Below are 15,942 nucleotides of genomic sequence, written 5' to 3'. Positions count from 1 at the left end.
CACCGGGACCGGAAATCTCCGCAGGTCCGGGGCCGTGCGTGTTTTGTGCTGCTATGGCGACACAAAGCACGCCCGGCCCGTGACCAGCGGAAACGCTCAGCGCGGGGGTTGCTGCTGGGGCGGAGCGAAGAACTGCTTGCACTCCGGGGCCTGCTGCGCGGCCGCCTTGAGTTCCTCGTTCCGGTCCAGCGCCGCCAGCTCGTCCTTGAGGTCCAGCTGCTGGCCCTTCTGCAGCTCCTGCTGCATCGCGGCCATGCCCTCCTGGAAGTTCTGCTCGTTGGTCGGATCGACCTGCTTCGCCTTCTCGGCCGCCGACGTCAGCAGGTCGCGGACCTGCGTGAAGCCCTGCTGGAAGCCGTCGTTGACCGAGTCCGCGCCCGCGATCGGCGCCGGCCCGAGGCCCCGCAGGCCGTTGATGGTGTCGTCGGCGGAGCGCACCGCCGAGTCGATGCGTTCGATCACCGTCTTCTTGACCGTGGCCGTGTTCGTCTTGTCCACTCCCGGCAACTGCTTCTGGGAGGTGGCGAAGTCACCCACCAGCCCGCACATCCGGCCCGACCACGCGACTCCCTCCGGACTCGGGGCGGCCGGCTTCGGCGGCGGGGCGGGAGCCGGGGCCTGGGCCGGGCCTGCCGCGCACCCGGCGAGCGCCAGCGGGACGGCGGCGAGCACCGCGATGGACGTCGAACGGATCTTCATGCGCACTCCTCGCAGAGATCGGAGTTGCCTTCGGCGTGCGCTCACAGACTCTCCCCCACCGCCCACCGCGCTCCGGAAGGCGGGGTCACCCATCCGGCGAAACCCCAGCGCACGAAAAGGGCGCCGCCCCCGCTCGGGGACAGCGCCCTTCCAGATCGCACCGCCGGCGCGATCGGAGCGAACGGACTGCCCGCCTCGGTAGTCGAGGTGAACGGTCCGTTCGCTTCACCACCGACGCGTCAGGCCGCGCCGTTGACCGCCTTGTCGTCCGAGGTGGATGACTCCGCGATCGCCGTGGAACGGCGCTTGGAGACCACCACCGCCGCGATGATCACCGCGACCGCGACGGCCGCGATGACGCGCCCGACCACCGGGTTCGCGTCCGCGCCCACGGAGAAGGTCACCACGGCCGGTGCGATCAGCAACGACACCAGGTTCATCACCTTCAGCAGCGGGTTGATCGCCGGACCGGCGGTGTCCTTGAACGGGTCGCCGACGGTGTCTCCGATGACCGTGGCGGCGTGCGCCTCGGACCCCTTGCCGCCGTGGTAGCCGTCCTCGACCAGCTTCTTCGCGTTGTCCCAGGCACCGCCGGAGTTGGCCAGGAAGATGGCCATCAGGGTGCCGGTGGCGATGGCGCCGGCGAGGTAGCCCGCCAGCGGGCCGACGCCCAGGCCGAAGCCGACCGCGATCGGCGCCAGCACCGCGAGCAGGCCGGGCGTGGCCAGCTCGCGCAGCGAGTCCCGGGTGCAGATGTCGACGACCCTGCCGTACTCGGGGCGCTCCGAGCCGTCCATGATCCCGGGCTTGTCCCGGAACTGCCGCCGCACCTCGTAGACCACGGCCCCGGCGGCGCGGGACACCGCGTTGATCGCCAGCCCGGTGAACAGGAACACCACGGCCGCCCCGATGATCAGGCCAACCAGCACGTTGGGTGCGTAGACGAAGAACTCGGAGACGTTCAGCTGCCCAGCCACATCGGCCAGCGCGACGCCGATCGCGTCCGTGTAGGACCCGAACAGCGCGGTCGCGGCCAGCACCGCCGTGGCGATCGCGATGCCCTTGGTGATCGCCTTGGTGGTGTTGCCGACGGCGTCCAGCTCGGTGAGGATCTTCGCGCCCTCGCCCTCGACGTCACCGGACATCTCGGCGATGCCCTGCGCGTTGTCGCTGACCGGGCCGAAGGTGTCCATCGCGACGATCACACCGACGGTGGTCAGCAGGCCGCAGCCGGCCAGTGCGATGGCGAACAGCGCCACCGGCAGCGAACCGGACAGCAGGAACGCGCCGAACACCGCCGCGCCGATGATCAGCGCGGTGTACACGGCGGACTCGAAGCCCACCGACAGACCCGAGAGGATCACGGTGGCCGCGCCGGTCAACGACGACTTGCCGACGTCGCGCACCGGGCGGTGCTCGGTGGCGGTGAAGTACCCGGTGAGCTTGAGGATCACCACCGCGAGCAGGATGCCGATGATCACCGCGACCAGCGCGATCACCGCCGGGTTGCCGCTGGTGGCGCGGATCTCCTCGGAGACGCCGGTGAGCTCGCCGAAGGAACTCGGCAGGTACAGCAGCGCGGCGATCACGCAGAGCACCGCGGAGATGCCCGCCGAGATGTAGAACGACCGGTTGATCGCCGTCAGCGCGCTTTCGCCGGCACGGGCCTTGGTGATGTAGACGCCGATCACCGCGGTGATCACGCCCAGCGCGGGCACGATCAGCGGGAACAGCAGGCCGTGCAGGCCGAACGCGGCGGTGCCCAGGATCAGCGAGGCGACCAGGGTGACCGCGTAGGACTCGAACAGGTCGGCCGCCATGCCGGCGCAGTCGCCGACGTTGTCGCCGACGTTGTCGGCGATCGTGGCGGCGTTGCGCGGGTCGTCCTCCGGGATGTTCTGCTCGACCTTTCCGACCAGGTCGGCGCCCACGTCGGCGGCCTTGGTGAAGATGCCGCCGCCGACCCGCATGAACATCGCCAGCAGGGCCGCACCGAAGCCGAAGCCCTCCAGCACGCGCGGGGCGCCGCCGGCGTAGACCAGCACCACCAGCGCGGCGCCGAACAGGCCGAGGCCGACGGTGATCATGCCGACCACGCCGCCGGTGCGGAACGCGACCCGCATCGCCTTCTCGCGCCCCTCACCTTCCTCGCGGGCGGCCGCCGCGACGCGCACGTTCGCGCGGGTGGACAGCCACATGCCGAGGTAGCCGATGGTGGCCGAGAACGCGGCGCCGAACAGGAAGAAGATCGATCGCCCGATCGTCTCGCCGGTGCTCTCCGAGGGCAGCGCGAACAGCACCAGGAACACGATCACGGCGAAGATCGCCAGGGTGCGGAACTGCCGGCTCAGGTAGGCCGAGGCGCCTTCCTGCACGCCCTTGGCGATGTCCTGCATCTTGGCCGTGCCTTGGCCGGCGGACAGCACCTCCTTGATCAGGACGTAGCCGAAGGCCAGGGCGGCCAGGGCGATCACCATCACGGCACCGACGACGACGTAGTCGGCGCCGCCGAGCTCGATACCGGTGGCTTGTTGGGCGAGGTCCATCCGGGTTTGCGAGCTCGGTGGTGCAGCGCCCTGGGCCCAGCCGTGCTGGACCGGGGTGAGCAGGGACATCCGTCCTCCTGGGTTGTGCTCGGTTCAGCACCGGGGCTCCGCAACGCTCGACGGGGCTCCGGTGCGCGGTAGGCGGCCCCGCCCGGTACGGCCGGTGATCGGTTGCTGGCCGTCCGTGGCGACGTCGTGGGTCGGGAGTCTATTCAGGCCACGAGTGGCTTACCTCACGGTGTGATACGCAACTCGTCACGACGTGGGGTTCTGTTACAAAAGAATCGATTCAGATGGGTACTTGATCACCCAATTGGGCAAAGGTTGATTTGGCCCAAACGGGTTACATGGGGTATGAGGCACGACTCCGACGGTCCACCGGGTCGCCGCCGGAGTCAGCGCCACCGCCCCGGCCCGCGGCAAGAATCAACCGATCGAGCGATACCGACACGGATGCGGGAACCGGGAACGCGTGCGCGGTGCGCGATCGGCGCTGTGCGAGGCTCGCTAGCGTGCGCGCAGCGGACCAGGACAAGGGGCGGCGGTTACTCGACCGCGCGGTAGCCGGCATTCCGGCCGACGAAACGCCGTTGCGGCACGTCGCGCACCTGCCCACCCGCCCGGCCCGCACCGCCGACTGGCCGGAGTGGGTCCCGCCGCGGCTGGTGGACGCGTTCCGCGAGCGCGGCGCGCGGGAGCCGTGGGTGCACCAGATCGAGGGAGCCGAGGCGGTCCGGGCCGGTGAGCACGTGGTCGTCGCGACCGGCACGGCCTCCGGGAAATCGCTGGTCTACCAGCTGCCGGTGCTTTCGCGGCTGCTCGAAGACGACCGGGCGACCGCGCTGTACCTCGCCCCCACGAAGGCGCTCGGCGCCGATCAGCTGCGCACCATCGGCGAGCTCGGCATGGCGGAGGTCCGGGCGGCGAGCTACGACGGCGACACGCCGCAGGTCGAGCGGGACTGGGTGCGCGCGCACGGCCGGTGGATCTTCACCAACCCGGACATGCTGCATTACGGCGTGCTGCCCGGGCATGGCCGCTGGGCGCGGTTCTTCCGGCGGCTCAGCCACATCGTGGTCGACGAGTGCCACACCTACCGCGGAGTGTTCGGCTCCCACGTCGCGCTGCTGCTGCGCCGCCTGCGCCGCGTCGCGCAGCACTACGGCGCGGACCCGGTCTTCGTGCTGGCCTCGGCCACCGTGTCCGACCCGGAATCGCTGGCCGAGCGCCTGACCGGCGTCTCGTGCCGCGCCGTGACCGACGACGGGTCGCCGCGCGGAGCCCGGACGGTCGCGTTCTGGGAGCCGCCGCTGCTCGACGAGATGATCGGCGAGAACGGCGCCCCGGTGCGCCGGGCGGTCGGCGCCGAGGCGGCGCGGATCATGACCGAGCTGGTCATCGAGGACGCCCGGACGCTGGCGTTCATCCGGTCCCGGCGTGGCGTGGAGTTGGCGGCGCTGTCCGCGCAGCGCGCGCTGTCCGATGTAGACGAATCGCTCGCCGCGAAGGTGGCCGCCTACCGCGGCGGTTACCTGCCCGAGGATCGCCGCGAGCTGGAGCGTTCCCTGCTCTCGGGTGAGCTCCGCGCGGTGGCCACCACCAACGCGCTGGAACTCGGCGTCGACATCTCCGGGCTCGACGCCGTCGTGGTCGCCGGTTATCCCGGCACCCTCGCGTCCTTCTGGCAGCAGGCCGGACGCGCCGGGCGGGACGGCGACGGCGCCCTGGTCGTCTTCGTCGCGCGGGACGATCCGCTGGACACCTACCTGGTGCACCACCCGTCCGCGGTGCTCGAGCGCCCGGTCGAGGCGACGGTGCTCGACCCGACCAATCCGTACGTGCTCGAACCGCACCTGGCCTGCGCCGCCGCCGAACTGCCGCTCGACGAGAACTCCTTCGACGTCTTCGGCGGCGAACCGGCGCGCCGGGCGGTAGCAGCGCTCACGGCGGACGGGGTGCTGCGCAAGCGCCCGCACGGCTGGTTCTGGACCTCCCGCGAGCGTCCACATCGGAACGTCGAGCTGCGGGGCGCCGGCGGGCATCCGATCGCCGTCGTGGAAGGCGAATCCGGGCGCATGCTCGGCACCGTGGACCCGGACTCGGCCTGCGGGACGGTGCACCCGGGAGCGGTCTACCTGCACCGCGGCGAATCGTTCGTGGTGGACGAGCTGGACCTGGAGACCGGGATCGCGCTGGTGCACGAGGAAAGCCCCGATTGGACGACCTCGCCCCGCAACGTGGTGGACATCTCGGTGCTGCGGACCATCGAGCGGCACGACACCGGACGCGGCGTCACGGTCTGCCTCGGCGAGGTGGAAGTCACCTCGCAGGTCGTCGGCTACCTGCGGAAACGGCCCTCCGGGGCGGTGCTGGACCAGGTGCCGCTGGACCTCCCCGCGCAGACCCTGACGACCCGGGCGGTCTGGTACACGGTCGGCGACGAGCTGCTGGTGGGCAGCGCGCCGGGGGGCGCCGGGCTGGATCCGGCGCGCATCCCCGGCGCGCTGCATGCCGCCGAGCACGCGGCGATCGGCCTGCTACCGCTGTTCGCGACCTGCGATCGATGGGACATCGGCGGGGTTTCCACCGCGCTGCACGCCGACACCGGGGAGGCAACGGTGTTCGTGCACGACGGTCATCCGGGAGGGGCCGGATTCGCCGATCGCGGTCATGCCGCATTGGTCCCATGGTTGGCCGCGACGCGGGAAGCGATCGCTTCCTGCGACTGCCCGGCGGGATGCCCGTCCTGCGTCCAGTCGCCGAAGTGCGGGAACGGCAACGAACCGCTGGACAAGGCGGGGGCGGTGGCTGTTCTCGATGCGGTGTCGGCCGCGCTCGGGGGCGGCGCCGGCGGATCGGCTGGGCTGCACGACCGTCCACAAGAGAGCTGAGCACGAAGGGCTGGTGCGTGCTCGGAGGAGACGCGTTCGGTCGTGTCGGGGAGCCCGGGGCGCGGATGCCAATCCGGTCGGCGTCGGTGCGGCCGGCAGGTGGTCACCTGCCCGCTGCGAGAAGTTCCGCCACGTTCTCCGGACTGCTGTTGTCAAGGAGTTCGAGACCCGTGCAGAGCGCGTCCTGCACGAAGTCCGGGGTGGGCAGCTGCCAGGCGCAGACCTCCGGCTTGACCCGCCAGTGCACCGCGCCGCCGGGGTAGGCCGACGGGGGCATCGGCACCCAGCTTCCGTTGCTGTGCAAGATGATTCCGCCCAGGTCGGCCAGCTCTGGGTAGAGCTCGCCGCCGCCGGACATCAGGAAGTACCAGCGGCCGTCCGGGGTGGCCACGATCGGCACCGGGAAGCCGAGTGCGCGCAGCACCAACGCGGCGCGGTGGCCGAGGTTCGAGTCGACCTCGATGGCGTCGACCGTGGTTCCGGTGGCGACCAGCAGGCCGTAGGGCCGCTCCATCCACCAGGACGTGACCTCGTCGGGGTTGGTGCCGAGGCGGTCCTGCCAGTCGCGGTACACCGGCCGCAGGCCGGTCTCCTGGCGTCCGCGGCGACCGATCCAGCCGTCTTCTTCGGGGTAGGTTCCGGGTAGCACCGGCCAACCGCGCGAGGCGAATCCGATTGCCTGCACGCGAAGTTCGATCCGGCTGCTGGTCAGCCCGGCCGGGTGGGCCGGGATGCCGCGGAAGGCGCTTTGCCACCTGTCCGCCGACCGTTGCATTTGCTCCGCCTCCTTGTTCCACAGTGGGCGCCGGACCGGCGGCTCGGGGGTGCCTCCGGTAGAACCTTCGGCAGCCGCCTGGTTCTCGACCTCGTTGTCGTGAACCTTGGGTCTTGCGCTCACACCACTAATCAACGTCATCCGAACCGGGTGAGTACACCCCCAGTCGACGACCGGTAGCTGAGCCGCGACGAACGCTCCCGCCCAGAACACGTGAACTAAAAGGATCATCCTGTTGAGCGGCACCGGAACGACCGCTCGCTAGGGTGAAATCCGGTCGCCTGACCGCTCGTCGACCGTTCGTCGCGGCCGGATCGATCGGCCGCCGTTCAGCTTCCCTCCGGCCCGGCACGAGCCCGTGCGCTGGCCTTTCGCCCGCCGGGGACGAACGCGGGAAGATCGGCTCGGACCGTCACGACGGCGTCCCAGCCGTCCATCCGGCACTCCGCGAGCTCGGCTCGCATCCCGCTCGCGACCCGGTTCGCCCGCTCGCACGCGACCTGCTGCCCGTGCGGCGCGTACGCGGCGGCGGCCAGCGCGGCGAGATCTGCCGCCCCTTCGGCCCGGTGGCGGGCGACGGTGACCGCGCCCAGTTGCAGGACGACGGACAGCAGGATGATCAGCGCCAGCGAGAGCACCGCCGCAACCACGGTGGCCGCTCCCCTGTCGCCGCTCATGGCACCACTCCTGGTTCCAGCACCGCCACCGCCCGCGCCTTCAGCCAGCGGCCGGGCAGGAACTCGCCGGGCAGCGGGGCGCTCACCTCGGTGCTGACCTGATCGCCCTCGACCAGCACCGAAAGCGACGCGCCGCCGGGCGCGATGCGGCCGACCGCCTCGTCCGCGCGGGGCCGGTCGCCGCGCGCCACCAGTCGCGCGGCTTCGACCGCCGCATCGGTGCAGCGGAGCTGGCCGATCAGCGCGCCGATCCCGGTCAGGACCAGCGCGAACACCGCGATCACCGAGCAGATGCCCAGTGCCGCCTCGACCGTGACCGCGCCGGCGTCGCGGCAGGCCGTTCCGGCGCCGGGCGACGCCGGAACCACCTGCGCGGCCATCAGGTATCGCCGCCTTCGAGCCCGCGGGCGATGAGCCCGGCGAGGGCGTCCTTGACCGAGTTTCCGGTCACGACGTCGTAGAGAAGCGAGGCGAACGCCACCGCGGCGACGGTTCCCACCGCGTATTCGGCGGTGCTCATGCCACCGTCCCCGTGCAGCAGGGCGCGCAGTCGGCGCGTCGCCGTCCACCGGTTCGACCGGGCACTCATTTCGATCAACCTCCAGTTCAGATCCACAATGGACTTACAAGGGCACCGCGAGGCGGTGCATCATGCCGACCACCACGGGCAGCACCCCGAGGCACAGGAACGCGGGCAGGAAGCACAGGCCCAGCGGCGCCGAGATCCACACCGTTGCGCGCTGCACGCGTACTTCGGCCTGCTCGGCAACCACAGCTCGCGCGTGGGCTGCGATTTCGCCCGCCACGTCCGCCAGCGCGCTGCCGGTCCGGGCGGTGCGCCGGGCCGCCCGCGCGAGTTCTGCGGTGTCCGGGTTCCACAGCGCCGGTTCCCAGCCGGTCGCGGCATCCGCGCCCAGCGCGAGGTGGTCGGCGACCTCGCGCAGAGTTCGGTGCGCCGCACCGGTGAGTTCGTCGGCCACCGCGCGCACGATCACCGACACCGGCAGCCCGGCGCGCATCCCGGCGGCCAGCAGGTCCCAACCGGCGGCCAGCGCGAGCGGATCCGTCCGGTCGCGGCGCCGGTCCGCGAGCGCAGACCACCGGCGCACGGCGAAGGCCGCGGCCAGCCCCATCGAGATCCCGACGACCGGGCCCAGCACCTGCACCGCGCCGGCCCCGACGGCCAGCGGCAACGCCCAGACCACAATGGACTTCCTGGGACGCCCCCGAGCCGGCGAGCGCGGGCCGAGCGACCGGAGCCTCGCCCGCGCCGAGCTCGGCGGCACGAGCAGCAGAGCCGCGGCCGCGAGCAGCAGTTCGATCACGGCTGCACCACCGCCTTGGTCAGGCGCAACGTCCAGCCGACCCCGGCGCACAGCAGGGCCACTCCGACCAGCAGGAGCAGCTGCCCGAGCAGCCCGCCGGTCAGGACGGTGATCGGCCCAGCCCCGACGGCTTCGCCGAACAGCAACCCGAAGACCGGCAGCCCGGTGAGCACGGCGGCGGTCGATCGCGGGCCGGCCATCTTCGCCTCGACGTCCCGCCGGAACGCGGTCCGCCGCTCGACGTCGCGGCGCACCGCATCGAGCAGGTCGGCCAGCGCTACGCCATGCCGCTCCGCCAGCGCCCAGGCCCTGGCCATCCGGTCCTGCGGCCCGCGCAGCTCGGTGATCCCGTCGTGCCCTTCGAGAGCCGCCGCGACATCGCCGCCGAGCCGGACCGTGGTGGCCATGTCCTGGAACACCCCGGCCACCGCCGGACCGGCCTCGGCCGCCGCTCCCTCCGCAGCGGCGGCCGGGTGGGCGCCAGCGCGCAGCTGCGCCACCAGCAGCCGCAGCCCCGCGGTCAGCTCGTCGGCCCGGTCCAGCCGATGTCGCCAGTCCCGCTGCGTTCGCCAGTACTTCGCGCCGAGCAGCGACAACGCAACAGCCGCGCAAGAACCGGCCGGACCGGCGAAGCCCCAGCCCGCGACGGCGCCGGCTGGAAGCACGAGCAGCCGGGCGCCACCCCGGAACGAAGGTCTGGCAACGCGCACCGGCTCGGCGAGGAGCCGGTCACGCGCCCTGATCTCCGGCCAACAGAGAACGGCCACTGCCAGCACGACCAGCGCGTGGATCAGCACGGCAACGCGCCTCCCCTCGCGGCCAGCAGCGCCGCCAACGCGCCCTTGCCCGGCCCCCACCCGCTCTCGGCCTGCCAGGCCGGGAGCACCTCGACCAGCTCGCCGTTGCGCCGCAGCACGCCTATCCCGGCGAGATGCCTCCCGCGCCGAGCGCTCCGGCGAACGTGCAGCACCACCTGCACTGCCGCGGCGAGCTGGCTGTGCAGGGCCGCGCGCGGCAGCCCGCCGAGCGCCGCCAGCGCCTCCATCCGGGCCGGAACCTCTTGTGGCGAGTTGGCGTGCAGCGTGCCGCCGCCCCCGTCGTGGCCGGTGTTCAGCGCGGCCAGCAGCTCGCGCACCTCACCGCCGCGCACCTCGCCGACGACGAGCCGATCGGGCCGCATGCGCAGCGCCTGCCGGACCAGGTCGCGGACCTGGATCTCGCCGGCTCCCTCGACGTTCGCCGGACGGGTGAGCAGCCGGACCACGTGCGGATGACGGGGGTAGAGCTCGGCGGCCTCCTCGACGCACACGATGCGCTCGGATTCCGCGACCTCGCCCAGCATCGCCGCCAGCAACGTCGTCTTGCCGCTGGCCGTGCCGCCGACGACCAGGAAGGCCAGCCTGGTCGCGACGATCTCGCGCAGCACCGCGGCGGTCGGGCCGTCGAAGGCACCGGAACCGCACAGCGCGTCGAGATCGTGCGCGGCCGGGCGCAGCACGCGCAGCGAGATGCAGGTGCCCTCGCCCGCAACCGGCGGAAGCACCGCGTGCAGCCGGACCGGCCCGGATGCGCTCTCCTGCGGCAACCAAGCATCGACCCATGGCTGGGCGTCGTCCAGCCTGCGGCCGCTGGCCACCGCGAGCCGCTGCGCGAGGCGGCGCACCGCGTCTTCGTCGGCGAAGCGGACCGCCGCGCGCTGGAGCCCTTCGCCGCGGTCGACCCACACCTTGTTCGGCGCGGTGACGAGCACGTCGGACACCGCCGGATCGCGCAGCAGCGGCTCCAGCACGCCGGCCCCGCGGAATTCCTGCTGCACCAGGCGAAGTGCGGCCAGCACGTCGGCGTCGGCGACCAGCCCGCCCGACTCCTCCCGCACCGCGGACGCGACGGCGGACGAGGTCAGCGTGGCGCCGCTGCCGACCAGCCGGTTGCGCACCCGCGCCAGCAACTCACCGTCGATCGAATCGGCCACAGTGGACGATTCCGCCGATCCGCCGGGGATCGGGTCGACTTCCAGGACACGACTCATGGACATGACTCGACTCACTTCCGTTCTGATGGAGCACCGAAAGAGCTGATTCCCCGCGCCGCCCGACCGACGCGCTTCCCTGCCGTCAACCAGCCACTGTGGACGGTTCCGAGCGGCCGAGCGCGGCCAGTACTTCCCGCGCGGCCCGGGCCACCGGGCCCCGCCGCACCGGACCGGCCGCGGCGAGACCGCCGCGATCCAGGACCGCCGGCAGGCGCGGCTGCGGCCGCATGACCGCCAGGACCTCCGCGCCCACGGCTCGCGCCACGTCCGCCGTGCGCAGCCCACCGGGCGCGGGCCCCCGGACCACCAGCCGGACCGGCCCGGCCGCGTGTTCCCGGATGCTCGCCACCGCGCGTGCCGCCGCCGCGCAGGCGCGCACCTCGGCAGGCACGACGACGACCGCCAGGTCCGCTTCGCGCAGCCCGGCCGCGGCCGCCTCCGGAAGGGTGCGCGGCAGGTCGCAGACCACGGTGTCGCCGGCCCGGCGGCCCGCACCGAGCACGGCTCGTACCGCTTCCGGCGTCAGCCCGGTCGGCGGCCCGTCGCGGTCGCAGGACAGCACGGTGATCGCGCCGCTGCCGATCCGGCGCTTCGGCAGCGCCTCGTGGAGCGCGCTCGCGGCGAGTCGGCCGGCGTTGACGGCCAGCCCCGACCAGCGCAGGCCGTCGGCCGCCTCCGCACCGACTGCGAGATCGACCCCGCCACCGAGCGGATCGCAGTCGACCAGCAGCGACCGTTCTCCGCTGCGCGCGGCGAACACCGCCGTCGCGGTGGCCAGCACGGACGCTCCCGCTCCACCACAACCGCCCAGCACCGCGAGCACCCGGCCACCCTGCGCCGGAGCGTCACCGGCATCGGCCAGCAGCTCGATGAGACCCGCCTCGTCGGCAGGCAGTTCGACCACGCGCTCGGCGCCGATCTCGAACGCCGCACGCCAGAGATCGGGCGTCGGATCCTTCGACAGCACAACGACTCCGCGCCTTCGCGGCAGTCCATCGGCCGCGCCGAGCGCAGCGGCGTCGAGCAGCACCAGCGGCGCGGTCCGCCAGCTCGGCGGCGCCGGGCCCGGCACGTGTTCCACTTCGCCGCCGGCCGCCGCGGCCAGCCGCGAGACCTCTTCGGCCAGCGCGGAATCCCGCGCGACGAGCAGCGGGCGTGCAGCAGTCATGGCGATGCCTCCGGAAATCGAATGGCGGGATGGATGCGCACCGAATTGGCGCTCGATAACCAAGGTGGCCGGATCACCGGCATCTGCCAACCGACTTTTCCGAATCTGTGGACAAACCGACGACCTGTGGATAACTCGCATACCCCGAAAGCGCGACATCGCCCGCGAAAAACGGAAAGAGTTCGCATTGGCTTCCGGCGGAATGGCCGCGGCGGAGCCCCCGGAAAGGGGACGGCCCCCGCCAGGGGGGAGGGGCGGGGGCCGTCTGCAGTTCAGCTCCGGGGGGTCGAGCTGAACCTGCCCGGTAGAACCGGACTCCTCTCACTCTAGCTCGTAGATCCCCCGCAATGCCTCCCGTCCATTTGAGCGAACGTTCTCGCTCTCAGTGCGCACCGAACCGATCGGTAGCCGACATTCGAGTCAAGGAAAATCTCCCACTAGACGAAAGCAACGCCCAACACCACACACAGCGTGAGTTCTCGACGCGTGGCGGCCCGCCCCCTCCCCAGGGGCGCGAGATCGGGCCGTCCGGGCCCCCGGAACTAGCAAATCCCGGGCCGTCGACGGCGCGGCAACGGGCGCGGCGACTAACGGATCGATTGCCGAAAACGATGCGCAAGGCCACCGCCGGGAATGGAAAACCCTTCCGCAATGCGCGCCCGCAGCCCGCCGAAGCGGGCTCGTATGCTGTGCGGCGTGACAGAGCCCGCGAACCCATCGACCCGCACCGGACGCCGGGTGGCCGCGTTCTTCGACCTGGACAAGACCGTCATCGCCAAGTCGAGCACCCTCGCCTTCAGCCGCCCCTTCTTCCAGGAAGGGCTGATCAACCGACGGGCCGTGCTGAAGAGCGCCTACGCCCAGTTCGTGTTCATGCTGGCCGGCGCCGACGCCGACCAGATGGACCGGATGCGCGCGCACATCACGTCGCTGTGCACCGGCTGGGACGTCGAGCAGGTCAACGCGATCGTCGAGGAAACGCTGCACGACATCGTCGATCCGCTGGTCTACAAGGAGGCCACGCAGCTCATCGCGGAGCACCAGGAGCAGGGCCACGACATCGTCGTGCTGTCGGCCTCGGGCGAAGAAGTGGTCGCCCCCATCGCGAAGCTGCTCGGCGCCACGCACTGGTCCGGCACCCGGATGGTCGTGGTGGACGGCCGCTACACCGGCGAGATCGAGTTCTACTGCTCCGCGGAGAACAAGGCGACCGCGGCCCGCGAGCTCTCCGACGAGTACGGCTACGACCTCGCCGAGTGCCACGCGTACTCGGACTCGATCACGGATCTGCCGCTGCTGGAAGCCGTCGGACACCCGACCGTCGTCAATCCCGACCGCGGACTGCGCAAGGAGGCCGTCCAGCGCGGCTGGCCGACGCTGTCCTTCGAGCACCCGGTGTCGCTGCGCGCCCGGATCCCCACCCCGTCCCGCGCGGCGGTGACCGCGGCCGGCGTCGGCATGGGCGCGGTGGCCGCGGCCGGTGCGGCGTGGTGGGGCCTGCGGGCCTGGCGCCGCCGGCGCTGACTGCCACATCGGGCGCGCACATCGGGGCGCGCGACACCGCACCGCCGGCGAAGACCGCCACCCGAAAGACCCATACCTACGGCCTGCATCCGAACCCTTGCAGTGACGCGCGTCACCGACTACAAAGGAAGTGCGGACCCTGGTTGGCCAGGGATGTTACGGAGGAGAAGTAACATCCACCCCGATCAGACTCCGCGCGCGAGGCCCGGAGCACCCACGCGTTGCCGCACACAAGGCTGGTCGTTCCACGGGGTTGCGTACCGGGACGCCGGACGCCTAGCCCGGAAGTTACGACAAGAGTGCACGCTTGGTAACCCGAGTTCTCGCGCAGAGGGGCGGCGGCCCGTCGATCTGATCGACGGGCCGCCGCCGTATCTCTGTCTCGTTCCTCCTTCGCGGGACCGTCCGCGACCACACCGGTGCGCAGCGTTGACCGGGGCCGAACGTGTGAGTAACTTCCGAAATCGACCGATTTCGTGGTGAACACTTTCCGCCCGGCGAGACCCGCCGCAGGGAGGCCAACGTGAAGACCCGAGCGCGCCGCGCCGCCATCGCGCTGAGCGCCATCGCCATCGGTGCCGCCGCGCTTACCACCACCGGCGGCACCGCAGCCCCGAAGCAGCCGCAGTCGCCCGCCGAGCTGCTCAAGCAGATGACGCTGGAGGAGAAGGTCGGCCAGCTGTTCGTCACCTACGCCTACGGCCGCACGGCGGACACCGCGCACCCGCAGAACCAGGCGGAGTTCGGGGTCGACACCCCGGCGCAGGTGGTGCAGAAGTACCACCTCGGCGGCATCATCCACTTCGCCTGGACCGACAGCCTCTACGACCCCAAGCAGATCGCCGAGCTGTCCAACGGCCTGCAGGACGCCGCGCTCAACTCCGGCGCGAAGGTGCCGCTGCTGATCTCCACGGACCAGGAGCAGGGGCAGGTCACCCGGATCCTGGAACCCGCCACGCAGTTCCCGGGCAACATGGCGCTCGGCTCCGGCCGCAGCACCGACGACGCGGTCCGCGCGGCCGCGATCACCGGGCAGGAACTGCGGGCGATGGGCCTGAACCAGAACTTCGCGCCGAGCGGCGACGTCAACGTCAACCCGGCGAACCCGGTGATCGGGGTGCGGTCGTTCTCCTCCGACCCGGCGCTGGCCGCGCAGCTCACCGCCGCGCAGATCCGCGGCTACGAGGACTCGGCGAAGCCGGGCGAGACGGTGTCGGCTGCGGTCAAGCACTTCCCCGGGCACGGCGATACCAGCCAGGACAGCCACACCTCGCTGCCGGTGATCGAGCACGACCGGCAGCAGTGGGAGCAGCTGGACGCGCCGCCGTTCAAGGAGGCGATCGCCGCCGGGACCGACATGGTCATGAGCGGTCACCTCATGGTCCCCAAGCTCGACGACTCCGGTGAGCCGTCGACGCTGTCCCCGAACGTGCTCACCGGGATGCTGCGCGACGAGCTCGGCTTCAAGGGCGTGATCGTCACCGACTCGCTGAAGATGGACGGGGTGCGGGAGAAGCACCCGGACGCCGAGATCCCGGTGCTCGCGCTCAAGGCCGGTGTCGACATCATGTTGATGCCGTTCAACGTGCAGGTCGCCATCGACGGCGTGGTCAACGCGGTGCGCAGCGGCGAGCTCACCGAGCAGCGCATCGACCAGAGCGTGGAGCGCATCCTGGCGCTGAAGGCCGCGCGGGGCGTGCTGGACAACCCGTTCGTCGATGTGTCCAAAGTGGACCAGATCGTCGGGACGCCGGAACACCTCGCCGAGGCGCAGGCCATCACCGACCGCACCACGACCGTCCTGCGCAACGACGGGATGCTGCCGCTGCAGAAGCCGGGATCGATGTTCGTGACCGGCGCCGGCGACAAGGCGACCGCCGCGCTGGCCGAACGGATCAAGGCGCGCGGGCCGCAGGCGTCGGCCCTGGCGACGGGCTTGAAGCCGACGCCGGAGCAGATCGGTCAGGCCGTCGAGGAGGCCAAGCGCAACGACGTCACCGTGGTGCTGACCAACGCCGCGTGGAGCGAGGCCAACAAGACGCAGCTCGACCTGGTCCGCGCCCTGCAGCAGACCGGGAAGCCGGTCGTCGCCGTCGCCGTGCGCGACCCGTACGACGCGGCGCACGTCGACCTGCCCGGCTGGATCGCCACCTACTCTGACAAGGCGGTGGCGATGGAATCGCTGACGAAGGTGCTCTTCGGCGAGATCTCCCCGGTCGGCAAGCTGCCGGTCCCGGTGCCTGACCCCGGTCAGCCCGGTGTCGACAAGTACCCGTTCGGCCACGGCCTGAGCTGGTAGCCCGGG

13 protein-coding genes are annotated in these 15,942 nt (G+C 71.6%); 3 read left to right on the top strand and 10 right to left on the bottom strand.

Going from position 1 to position 15,942, the window contains the following annotated elements; translation table 11 throughout:
- Positions 1–96 precede the first annotated feature (96 nt).
- Together E1288_RS12330 and E1288_RS12325 are read right to left on the bottom strand one after the other, a co-directional pair.
- Entirely contained in the window at positions 97–699 is a 603-nt protein-coding gene (locus E1288_RS12330) for a hypothetical protein (protein ID WP_132484434.1), read from the bottom strand.
- A gap of 239 nt (positions 700–938) precedes the next feature.
- A complete protein-coding gene (locus E1288_RS12325) occupies positions 939–3,314 on the bottom strand; it encodes a sodium-translocating pyrophosphatase (RefSeq protein WP_132484432.1) in 2,376 nt (791 codons plus the stop codon).
- A 443-nt stretch (positions 3,315–3,757) separates the two neighbouring features.
- On the opposite strand from E1288_RS12325, the gene E1288_RS12320 reads away from it, so the two are divergent.
- A complete protein-coding gene (locus E1288_RS12320; protein WP_132484430.1) occupies positions 3,758–6,136 on the top strand; it encodes a DEAD/DEAH box helicase in 2,379 nt (792 codons plus the stop codon).
- Positions 6,137–6,239: 103 nt separating this feature from the next.
- On the opposite strand, the gene E1288_RS12315 is transcribed toward E1288_RS12320, so the two are convergent.
- The 8 genes from E1288_RS12315 to ssd form a co-directional block, all read right to left on the bottom strand.
- Entirely contained in the window at positions 6,240–6,911 is a 672-nt protein-coding gene (locus tag E1288_RS12315) for a bifunctional DNA primase/polymerase (RefSeq protein WP_132484428.1), read from the bottom strand.
- Positions 6,912–7,240: 329 nt separating this feature from the next.
- Positions 7,241–7,588, bottom strand: a complete 348-nt coding sequence (locus E1288_RS12310; RefSeq protein ID WP_132484427.1) for an Rv3654c family TadE-like protein — start codon at positions 7,586–7,588, stop codon at positions 7,241–7,243.
- A complete protein-coding gene (locus tag E1288_RS12305; protein ID WP_132484425.1) occupies positions 7,585–7,968 on the bottom strand; it encodes a TadE family type IV pilus minor pilin in 384 nt (127 codons plus the stop codon). Before E1288_RS12305 ends, E1288_RS12310 begins: the two co-directional genes overlap by 4 nt.
- Positions 7,968–8,177: a DUF4244 domain-containing protein gene (locus tag E1288_RS12300; protein ID WP_132484423.1), complete on the bottom strand. Its 210-nt coding sequence runs from the start codon at positions 8,175–8,177 to the stop codon at positions 7,968–7,970. The genes E1288_RS12305 and E1288_RS12300 overlap by 1 nt, the downstream gene beginning before the upstream one ends.
- A gap of 34 nt (positions 8,178–8,211) precedes the next feature.
- On the bottom strand, positions 8,212–8,913 hold the full coding sequence (locus E1288_RS12295; protein WP_207954313.1) for a type II secretion system F family protein: 702 nt from the start codon (positions 8,911–8,913) through the stop codon (positions 8,212–8,214).
- The gene (locus tag E1288_RS12290) at positions 8,910–9,710 is read right to left on the bottom strand and encodes a type II secretion system F family protein (RefSeq protein WP_207954312.1); all 801 of its coding nucleotides are present in this window, start codon (positions 9,708–9,710) and stop codon (positions 8,910–8,912) included. Before E1288_RS12290 ends, E1288_RS12295 begins: the two co-directional genes overlap by 4 nt.
- Positions 9,704–10,873, bottom strand: a complete 1,170-nt coding sequence (locus E1288_RS12285) for a TadA family conjugal transfer-associated ATPase (RefSeq protein WP_132484634.1) — start codon at positions 10,871–10,873, stop codon at positions 9,704–9,706. The genes E1288_RS12290 and E1288_RS12285 overlap by 7 nt, the downstream gene beginning before the upstream one ends.
- A gap of 154 nt (positions 10,874–11,027) precedes the next feature.
- Positions 11,028–12,113, bottom strand: a complete 1,086-nt coding sequence (gene ssd / locus E1288_RS12280) for a septum site-determining protein Ssd (protein WP_132484421.1) — start codon at positions 12,111–12,113, stop codon at positions 11,028–11,030.
- A 684-nt stretch (positions 12,114–12,797) separates the two neighbouring features.
- Here ssd and E1288_RS12275 point away from each other — a divergent pair.
- On the top strand, positions 12,798–13,637 hold the full coding sequence (locus tag E1288_RS12275; protein ID WP_132484632.1) for an HAD family hydrolase: 840 nt from the start codon (positions 12,798–12,800) through the stop codon (positions 13,635–13,637).
- Between the two features lie 523 nt (positions 13,638–14,160).
- Positions 14,161–15,936, top strand: a complete 1,776-nt coding sequence (locus tag E1288_RS12270; protein WP_235883509.1) for a glycoside hydrolase family 3 protein — start codon at positions 14,161–14,163, stop codon at positions 15,934–15,936.
- Positions 15,937–15,942 lie beyond the last annotated feature (6 nt).

Source organism: Saccharopolyspora elongata (assembly GCF_004348985.1).
GTDB classification, from domain to species: domain Bacteria; phylum Actinomycetota; class Actinomycetes; order Mycobacteriales; family Pseudonocardiaceae; genus Saccharopolyspora; species Saccharopolyspora elongata.
The sequence above is the reverse complement of the archived record's forward strand: the minus strand, read 5'-3'. Positions and strand labels throughout refer to the sequence as shown.